We start from the raw sequence: 9,360 nt of genomic DNA on the forward strand, positions 1-9,360 counted from the left end.
TCCTAATTTTCCTCCATTATAAAATATCTAGTGTTGTATATTCTTTATTTATTTTTTTAATTCCTTGCTTATCAAAGGCTATAGTAACATCTGTTCCAGTTATAGACACGACTGTTCCAACCCCAAATTTAGGATGATGTACTTTAGAACCAAGCTTTATATCTTCTGGATTAGTCTCTTTATTTGAATCTTTTATTGTAGCGTTAACATTATCTGCAACTTTAGATTTACTTATAGTATTCATATACTTTTTAGTATATTTATCTAACATATTATAACTTGCTTTAGAATAACTTAATTCTTTTTTCATTTTGTACAATCTTTCTATACATTCTTCTGGTAACTCTTCCATAAATCTTGAAGCTATTGCAACATTTGTTTTACCATATAGCGTTCTTTTTTCAGTTAGTGACATGTATAACTCCTCTTTAGCTCTAGTTATACCAACATAACAAAGCCTTCTTTCTTCTTCTATTTGAGATTCACTCAGAGACTTTATAGCTCTTGATATAGGAAATAGTCCTTCTTCCATCCCTGTTAAAAATACAACTGGAAACTCCAATCCTTTAGATGTATGAATTGTCATAAGAGAAACTCTATCATTGTCCTCTTCATCATTAGATTCGGATGTAAGTGCTATACTAGTTAAAAATGTCTCTAAATCTTTATTTTCATAAGTGTCATCACTACTACTTTCAAACTCTAGTGCTATAGATATAAATTCTCTTAAATTATCAATTCTATCTTGAGCTTCTTCACCTTTACCAGTTAAATCTTTTTCATTTTTATTTTTTATATCTACAAGTTCATCCATATATCCTGTAGTATCTAAAACTTTTTCTATTAACTTACTAACAGGATAGACTTCTTTTATAGTTCTAAGTGTACCTATAATATCAACAAATCCACTTATACTTGCTCTAGCTTTTGTAGATATATCAGAGTTTGTTTCTATATCAATTAAAACTGAATATATACTCTCTTGTTTCAGATTGGCTCTATCTTCAATTTTTTCTATAGTTCTAAGCCCTATACCTCTTCTAGGAACGTTTATAATTCTTTTTATAGATATGTCATCCTGTGGATTTTGAATAACTCTTAAATACGCTACTAAGTCCTTTATTTCTTTTCTCTCATAAAACTTTGTACCACCATATATATTATATGGTATTTGACTTCTGTTTAAAGCGTCTTCTACAGGTCTTGCTTGTGCATTTGCTCTATAAAGTACTGCAAAATCTTTGTATGGTCTATTCTCTTTTCTAGCTATTTGTGCAATTGAGTCAGCTATAAAATCAGCTTCTTCTATTTCACTACCAGTTAGTTGTATCTTTATAAGTTCTCCTTCTTTCTTTTCACTCCAAAGTTTCTTTCTTTTTCTTTCTATGTTATTTGATATAACTTTGTTAGCTGCATCTAATATTACTTGTGTTGATCTATAATTTTGTTCTAGTTTCACAACATGTACATTATCATAATCTTTCTCAAATTCAAGTATATTTCTTATATCTGCGCCTCTCCATCCATAAATACTTTGGTCATCATCTCCAACAACACAGATATTTTGATGTTCTCTAGCTAATAATTTTATTAGCTCATATTGAGCTTTACTCGTATCCTGATACTCATCTACCATTATGTATCTAAATCTACTTCTGTAATAAGCTAATACTTCATCATTAGCCTTAAAAAGTTCTACAGTTTTAAGTATTAAATCGTCAAAATCAAGTGCACTATTTCTCTTTAAACGGTCTTGATATAATGCATAAATATCTGCAATTTTAACCATTCTATTATCCGACATATTCATATCTTTAAACTGCTTTGGCGTATAAAGCTTATCTTTTGCTCCTGAAATAGCACTTATAACGGCCTTTGGTTCAAATACTTTATCACTTAAATTTAATTCTTTAAGGCAATCTTTGACTAAGGTTACTTGGTCTGCAGCATCATAAATTACAAAACTTCTATTGTAACCAATTTTATTTATATCTTTTCTAAGTATACGAACACAACAAGAATGGAATGTACTTATCCACATTTCCTTAGTTTCCGAACCTATATTTTGTTCGACTCTTTCTCTCATTTCATTTGCAGCTTTATTTGTAAATGTTATAGCTAATATACTAGGTGCTTGTACACCTTTATCTTCCATAAGGTATGCTATTCTTGTTGTTAGTACCTTAGTTTTACCTGAGCCAGCACCAGCTAATATAAGTACTGGACCCTCAGTTTTTTCTACTGCTTCTCTTTGAGCAGGATTTAATGTATCTAAATTCATATTTCTCCTCCTGTTAACAGCCATAAATATATTTTAATCTAAAATATGAATTACTTCAAATTATAATTATGTATTATATTAATAGATTATTGTCAAATTTTAACAATTAGATAACACTTACTTATAAAATTTATTTTTATATCTATAAAAAAAATAACCTTATGATTTGGGGAATCATAAGGCACCTTTAAGGGGTCTAGGTTAAGGGTTATTATATATAAATCTATTTTTTTAAAATAGGTTTAGGGCTTAATTATTTATTTGTACTAAGTCTCTTTCTTTCCAGTACTTATACAAATCTTCTTCTTTCTTAAATAAAGGTAAATTCATATTTTTATGTACCTTTACTAACCATGGAGATTCTAATCCAGCTTGTATAATATTGTTCTCATTTACAAATACACTTTCTGCATTTCCTTCATCAATTAAAATCCCCTTATCCAGTACATATATATAATCGCATATTTCATACATTAAATTCATATCATGACTGGATATTACTATTTTTATATTATTTTTATCTAATCCCTTTATTATATCTACAATAGACCTAGTACTTACTGGGTCTAATCCAGCTGTAGGTTCATCAAGCAATATAATTTCATTTTCCATTGCTATAACTGATGCAATTGCTACTCTTTTTTTCTGACCATAACTTAAGAAGTGTACTGGTCTATCTATAAAATCTATTCCATTAACAGCTATCAAAGCTTTGTTTATTCTCTCTTTAATAATTTTTTCATCCATCCCAATATTTCTCATCGCAAATGCTATATCATCATATACTTTTGAGTAAAATATTTGTTTTTCTGGGTCTTGAAAAACAATCCCTACATTCTTTCTAAGATTATACAAACTCTTCTTATCATACTTTAACTTTTCTTCTTTGAAAAGTATTTCTCCAGATGTAGGCTTTAATATTCCCATTAAATTCATAAATAAAGTTGACTTTCCTGAACCATTTGAGCCTATTATACCTATAACATTTCCCTTTGAGAAATCCATATTAATGTTCAATAATGCACTAGCATTTTTTTCATATTGATATGTTAAATTATTTATTTTAAACATCATTATCCCCTACTATGTGAAATTTACCATCATACAATTTTATGTCTAATGATATACACATATCATCATACCTTGTCATAAGCCTTTTGTACAGCATACTTCCAAGAATCCCTAAAGATTTATATGAAGTTTTTAAATTTATGTACCCAAATCTTAGTTCTTGTGATTTATATATCTCTGAAAATTCTTCTAAAAATATAAATATAAATCTATATATTAACATTGATAATTCAACAAAGGTGTCTGGTAAATGCAATTTTTTGAAGAAAAATATTAACTGATTAAAAGGTGTTGTAAGTATACAAAAATACACACAAGTTAAACAAGACATAGCTCTAAATAACACATGAATAGACATGTCAATAGATGCCTTTGATATTCCTATATAAAAACTAAAAAATTGAAAACTATATAGTAAATCTACTTTATTAAAAGATATATTTACAAGAGTTATACCTATACTAAGAAATAAAAAATACATTGGTATTTGAAGTAATTTCAAATAATTTTTTAAATCTATCCCTGCTACACAAACAACTAAAATACTCATTAAAATCATAATTCCACTTAAGATAAATACATTTTTTATTACCATAGAAGCAATTAGAAAAATTGCTCCTATGGCTACTTTTTTATTTGGATTTACTTTACTCAATCTATTTGTATATGCATATTTATCAATTATAAGCATAATTAACTTCTCTTTCCTTTTTGAATACCTAATATGTATCCTATTACACCTGCACCTAAAGCTGCTTGTGCAGAGAATAATAAACTCTCTATTTCTCCACTTGGTGGCTCATATGGGCTACTAAACCAAGGCTCATAATTTGGATTTATCTTAGTAATTTCACTTTCAGCTTGACCATCTGCTCCTCCATATTCAGCACCTGAATTTACAAGTAATGGGAATATAATAAGAGCTACTACTAATAAAAGTAATAATATGTTAGTTTTTGTTTTTGTTTTAGCACTCATTAGCTTTAACTCCTTTATCATTATTTTCTAGTATGCTTTTTTCTCCATTTTCTGTAATTAAATTATATACAATTACAGTAAGGATACCTTCTGCTATTGCTATTGGTATTTGAGTCATAAAGAAAATTCCTAAGAATTTAATTGCTGAAGCCATCACTCCACCAGATGGGTCTGGAAAAGCCAGTGCTAATTGTATTGAAGTTATTGTATATGTGGCTAAGTCTCCTATTGCTGCTGCAAGAAATACTGGTATAGCATTATTTCCATCTTTTTTCTTTAATGCTTTAAATATTAAAAATGATATAATTGGACCTATTATAGCCATTGAAAAAGCATTAGCTCCTAAAGTAGTTATTCCACCATGTGCTAGTAATAATGCTTGGAATATTAAAACTATAGTTCCAAGAACAAACATTACACTTGGTCCAAACATTATTGCTCCAAGACCTACTCCAGTAGGATGTGAACAACTTCCTGTTACTGAAGGTATTTTTAATGCTGATAATACAAAGACAAATGCTCCACATAGAGCTAATAAAACTTTCTTCTTAGGGTCTTGCTTTACTATTTTACCTATTGATTTTAATCCCACTAAGAAAAATGGTATAAATATAACTCCCCATGCTATAGACCATTTTACTGGTAAGTAACCTTCCATTATATGCATTGCATTTGATGTAACTGGAGTTAAAATTATTAACATAAGTGCAGCTATAACCCCTAATTTGATATTTTGTTTCATTTGAGTATCCCCTCTCTCCCTTTCTAATAATTAAAATATGAATAATACATGTATCCTTCATTATAGCAAAATAAAAAAGCCTAACTCGATGGCTAGGCTTCTAATTTTCGACAATCTAAATACAAACACATAAAATAAACATATCTGTATAATTATTATAAGAAACTTTCTCCATCCCCGAAGAAATCACTTTAATATTTTAGGCAGGTCTCCTGACTTAGCTTCATCCTACTCCTCTTCCTTCCCATGAAATATAAAAACATATTATCATAGTGGCTAACAAAAGTTTCGTCTGCATCACAGTAGCGGGGGCTGTAAAGGAATTTAACCTTCTTCCCTATTAATCTTGCTTAAAGAACCTATAATATTATATATTTAATTTTTAATATTACTTTATTTTTAATTCATTTTCTATATAAATCATTGTATACCTTTTCTGTGAAAATTTCTACATTTTTTACAAATTTTATTCATTTTTATATTTTTATGTATATAAATTCTTTTTTATAAATCTATTAATTCCTAATTATTTTCTTTAAATACATTGAAACTACATCAGAAAATCTAGTTATATCTCTTGAATATATAAAATCATTTCCATAGATTAATCTTTCAGCTTCAAGTTCTGATTCTTTGCCTGTAAATACTCCTAATACTAATATATCTTGTTTCCTAGCTTTTCTTACTTCATTAGCTGTGTCTCTTAAACCAACAACACCTCTATAAGCTTTTTCACCTCTTAAAGTTCTCTCACTGTTTTTTCCTATCTTTACATCATTTGGTCTTCCATCACTAAGGACTATCAAAATTTTATTTTCTTCATCTCTATTTATCAAACCACTACATATAGATTTTATAGCTAAACCATCTCTATTGTTACCAGCGCAGAAGTATTCAAAGATGTTTTCACTATTTTTAATACTGTCATCATAATCCTTAAATCTTTTTAATATCGTATAATCTAAGAAACTAGAAAAACCCATAACTCTATTTGGTATTCCAACTTCTGTCAAAGCATTTGCAATTATGTAAGCTTGAATTGCTACATTTCCTTGGTTTCTACTTTGAGAACCACTTGCATCCAACAATATATCAATAACATATTTTCCTTTTTCATTTTCTATATCTTTATAAAATATTTTATTATTATTACTCCTTCCAACTCTCCAGGCTCTATTTGCTAATATAGTACCACAATCAGAATATACTCTATTTTTAGCATTTTCTTCTACTAAAATCCTAGAAAGGCTTTCTTTTAATCGCTTTATTTGTTGTCTATACATCCTAGCATGTTCTCTAAATTTGCCTAAATTATTTTCTTTTTGTCTTGTCACATATTTTAGCTGAAAAACATTATTACATTCACTTCTAAGAACACCATCTGTGAAGTGAATTCTACATCCTTCATGTACGTTTCTACAATTTTGTGTTTCAAGCTTTTTAATTTCACCCTTACTTAAATAAGTTTTCCCATAGTAATGTTCTATTTTAGTGTATATTTTATTTACAGTCTCTTCATCAACATATATAACTCTATCTGCTGAATTGTTAGCTTGAGAATTGTCAAAGTCTCCTACTCCCTCTATAAGCATTGATGAGGAGATTGAATCTATATCACTTTCAACGATATTTTCATCTTCATCGCTATATAGTTCTTCATACATAAAATCAGCAAACGTATCAAAGTTTACTTCAACATTTTTTACATTGTTTTCATCATATGTAGAATTATTTTCTTCACTATTCAATATATATTCAAAATAAGTTAAATATATAACATCTAATGCCTTTAAAATCTCCATAATATCCTGATTTGTATCTATAAGCCTTATATCATTTACTATTCTTTTAGTTATACTATCTAATGCTGGATGTTTATCCATGCTATAAAGTACAAATGCATATTTAATCTTGTCCATCATATTGTTATTGTATATCTTGGTAAAACGTGAAACAATATCTTTATATGCTCTTTTTCTAATATCTTCTATTCCAGGTCTATCTTTAATAGCTTTTTCTTCAACAATTGTATTTAGTATAACTTGAATTAGACCTAATATAACATCCTTATCATATCCTTTTCGTATTCTATTTGTGAGGTATTTTTTAACTATATCCCAGTCTACATATTTTCTTCTAGCTCCTGCAATTATTGCAAAGTATAGACCTATTTCCTTTGAAGAATAATCTTTTTCTGATATATCTATACTTTCGTTATAATCACCAGCTATTGTCCAAGATAAGTTATTTGCTCTATTTTCAAATTCATAATCATCATATATCCATTTCATAATCTCACCTATATTAAATATGACTTATTGGAAATATATCTGCACTCTCCCATTTATTAGGTATTCTTGTTTTAATTACATCTCCAACCATTTCTTTTTCATATATATCAAAAGTCTTTCCTGTAAGCCCCATATTAATTGCAAGAGTTGGCTTTAATCCTCTTCTTATAGTTTTAAGAGATGCCATAAGACCTCTTAAATCAATAGCTTTACTAGATATTTCACCATTTTGAGATTTTAATTGTAAATCTAAAAATATCCCTGCAAATTGTGCTAATTTTTCTTCATCAGCATCTGAAAATTCATTTTTCAAAATCATCATTAACTTCTCCTCTTCTACAGGAGGAATATCTATTACCATAAACCTAGAAACTAGAGCTTCATTAAGTTCCTTTGTTCCCGCATACTCATAATTCATAGTTCCAATAAATCTTGTTGCTGGGTGCAGATTAACTCTCTCATAACCTGGTACATCAATCACTCGACGATAATCTAAGGCTGAATGAACTACAACTATGGCATCATTTTTTGCCATATTAATTTCATCAAATATTCCAAATCCTCCATTAACAGCACACTCATAAACTGAACCCCTTCTAAGTTTAACTTCATTATCTATAAATGTATCTGTACCTATAAGTGTTGAACTATCTGTATTTATATGAAACGAGGTATTCCATTGGGGTCTATTAAATATCTCGCCTAAATTATCAGCAAGTAAATTTTTCCCTGTTGCCTTTGGCCCTGACAATAAAATATTTTCTTCTTCTAAAATAGCTGTTATACACATAGATAATATATCTTTACCATAAAAATAAGTTTTAGATTTTGTTACTCTGTATTCTAAATCTTTTTCTAAGCCATAATAATTTCTGAAATGCAATACATCTTCAATAAGTTTCTCATCTACCCCTTGTATCCTTAAGTTATCTATTATATCCATATCCTTACCCCTTTTATATAAAATAGTATTTGTTTTATTTCTTAACACCATTTTAGCACAAAAGGATATAGCCTAAAATTAATTTTATAAATTAATAACAGCCCTTTCTGTATTCTACAAAAAGGGCTGTCCATATATATTTTTATAATCTTATTCTATTGTGTTTTTTATGTATATGTGACTTAATAGCAAAACCAACAATAATTATAGCTATTGGTATAATTAGAACCATAAATTTATAATCATTATAATGTGACATTATTTTTACCCAACTCTCTGAAAAAATATACCCAATACTAATTAACGAAGTATTCCATATGGTGATACCCACAATAGAGGATACAATAAAAGTTATAATATTCTGACCTGCAATACCTGCTATAAAAGATATGTATGTTCTACATAGAGGAATTAATCTACATACACAAACAGAAATAGAAGAGTATTTGTTAAAATAATCTTGTGATGTAAAAATTCCCTTTTTTGCCTTTGGACATATCTCTACTATCTTATTTATGATAGATTTTCCTCCCCAATTACCTATTGTATAACAAAATATCGAACCAAGTATCCCTGCAACTATACTTAAAATTAAAATAGTTAGAAAACCAAAATGATTTCTTGCTGCAATAGCACCACAAAGTGGCAAAACTACTTCACTAGGTAATGGAAAACAAGCATACTCAATCATAATTAATACAAATACAGATATTAATCCATATTGTAAAATAAAACTATTGATTACAGACACCCACTTATCTATCTCCTTTCTTATTTAAAAGTACATACCTATAAAACCTCACATCCTACATTATAAAAATTAATTTATAAAAAACTCTTTAAAATATTATATGTGTTTATATAAAGCATTTATAACAGACTTATGTTTTTTTAATAAGAAATTTGAAAATAAGAAACTTGACAACAAAAAATAAAAAAAATTACGTGGCTACGTCCTACTCTCCCAGGCAGTTTCCCACCAAGTACCATCAGCGCTAGAGAGCTTAACTTCTGTGTTCGGAATGGGAACAGGTGTATCCTCTCTGCTATTGTA

Annotated in this window: 8 protein-coding genes, 1 rRNA gene and 1 riboswitch; all 9 genes read right to left on the minus strand. The window is 28.4% G+C overall.

What is annotated here, in order from left to right:
- Positions 1 to 16 precede the first annotated feature (16 nt).
- The gene (locus IC214_RS06755) at positions 17 to 2,281 is read right to left on the minus strand and encodes a DUF3553 domain-containing protein (protein ID WP_227435521.1); all 2,265 of its coding nucleotides are present in this window, start codon (positions 2,279 to 2,281) and stop codon (positions 17 to 19) included.
- A gap of 249 nt (positions 2,282 to 2,530) precedes the next feature.
- Positions 2,531 to 3,352, minus strand: a complete 822-nt coding sequence (locus IC214_RS06760; protein ID WP_227435523.1) for an energy-coupling factor ABC transporter ATP-binding protein — start codon at positions 3,350 to 3,352, stop codon at positions 2,531 to 2,533.
- Positions 3,345 to 4,043, minus strand: coding sequence for a cobalt ECF transporter T component CbiQ (cbiQ, locus tag IC214_RS06765; protein ID WP_227483398.1), 699 nt, complete (start codon positions 4,041 to 4,043; stop codon positions 3,345 to 3,347). Before cbiQ ends, IC214_RS06760 begins: the two co-directional genes overlap by 8 nt.
- 2 nt (positions 4,044 to 4,045) lie before the next feature.
- Positions 4,046 to 4,330: an energy-coupling factor ABC transporter substrate-binding protein gene (locus IC214_RS06770; RefSeq protein ID WP_227435527.1), complete on the minus strand. Its 285-nt coding sequence runs from the start codon at positions 4,328 to 4,330 to the stop codon at positions 4,046 to 4,048.
- Positions 4,320 to 5,072, minus strand: coding sequence for an energy-coupling factor ABC transporter permease (locus IC214_RS06775; protein WP_227435530.1), 753 nt, complete (start codon positions 5,070 to 5,072; stop codon positions 4,320 to 4,322). Before IC214_RS06775 ends, IC214_RS06770 begins: the two co-directional genes overlap by 11 nt.
- 184 nt (positions 5,073 to 5,256) lie before the next feature.
- Positions 5,257 to 5,450: riboswitch (cobalamin riboswitch) on the minus strand.
- 137 nt (positions 5,451 to 5,587) lie between these two features.
- Positions 5,588 to 7,363: a nitric oxide reductase activation-like protein gene (locus IC214_RS06780; protein ID WP_227836341.1), complete on the minus strand. Its 1,776-nt coding sequence runs from the start codon at positions 7,361 to 7,363 to the stop codon at positions 5,588 to 5,590.
- Between the two features lie 13 nt (positions 7,364 to 7,376).
- The gene (locus IC214_RS06785; RefSeq protein WP_227483400.1) at positions 7,377 to 8,306 is read right to left on the minus strand and encodes an AAA family ATPase; all 930 of its coding nucleotides are present in this window, start codon (positions 8,304 to 8,306) and stop codon (positions 7,377 to 7,379) included.
- Between the two features lie 142 nt (positions 8,307 to 8,448).
- A complete protein-coding gene (locus IC214_RS06790; protein WP_227483401.1) occupies positions 8,449 to 9,057 on the minus strand; it encodes a DedA family protein in 609 nt (202 codons plus the stop codon).
- A 192-nt stretch (positions 9,058 to 9,249) separates the two neighbouring features.
- Positions 9,250 to 9,360: ribosomal RNA gene (gene rrf, locus IC214_RS06795) — 5S ribosomal RNA — on the minus strand; the annotation flags it as partial.

It is taken from the genome of Clostridioides sp. ES-S-0190-01 (assembly GCF_020658275.1).
GTDB lineage: Bacteria > Bacillota > Clostridia > Peptostreptococcales > Peptostreptococcaceae > Clostridioides.

What these genes read in the sequence shown, in the direction of transcription:
- IC214_RS06755 (WP_227435521.1), bottom strand. Translation starts at nt 2,281, where the DNA reads ATGAATTTAGATACATTAAATCCTGCTCAAAGAGAAGCAGTAGAAAAA.
- IC214_RS06760 (WP_227435523.1), bottom strand. Translation starts at nt 3,352, where the DNA reads ATGTTTAAAATAAATAATTTAACATATCAATATGAAAAAAATGCTAGT.
- cbiQ (WP_227483398.1), bottom strand. Translation starts at nt 4,043, where the DNA reads ATGCTTATAATTGATAAATATGCATATACAAATAGATTGAGTAAAGTA.
- IC214_RS06770 (WP_227435527.1), bottom strand. Translation starts at nt 4,330, where the DNA reads ATGAGTGCTAAAACAAAAACAAAAACTAACATATTATTACTTTTATTA.
- IC214_RS06775 (WP_227435530.1), bottom strand. Translation starts at nt 5,072, where the DNA reads ATGAAACAAAATATCAAATTAGGGGTTATAGCTGCACTTATGTTAATA.
- IC214_RS06780 (WP_227836341.1), bottom strand. Translation starts at nt 7,363, where the DNA reads ATGAAATGGATATATGATGATTATGAATTTGAAAATAGAGCAAATAAC.
- IC214_RS06785 (WP_227483400.1), bottom strand. Translation starts at nt 8,306, where the DNA reads ATGGATATAATAGATAACTTAAGGATACAAGGGGTAGATGAGAAACTT.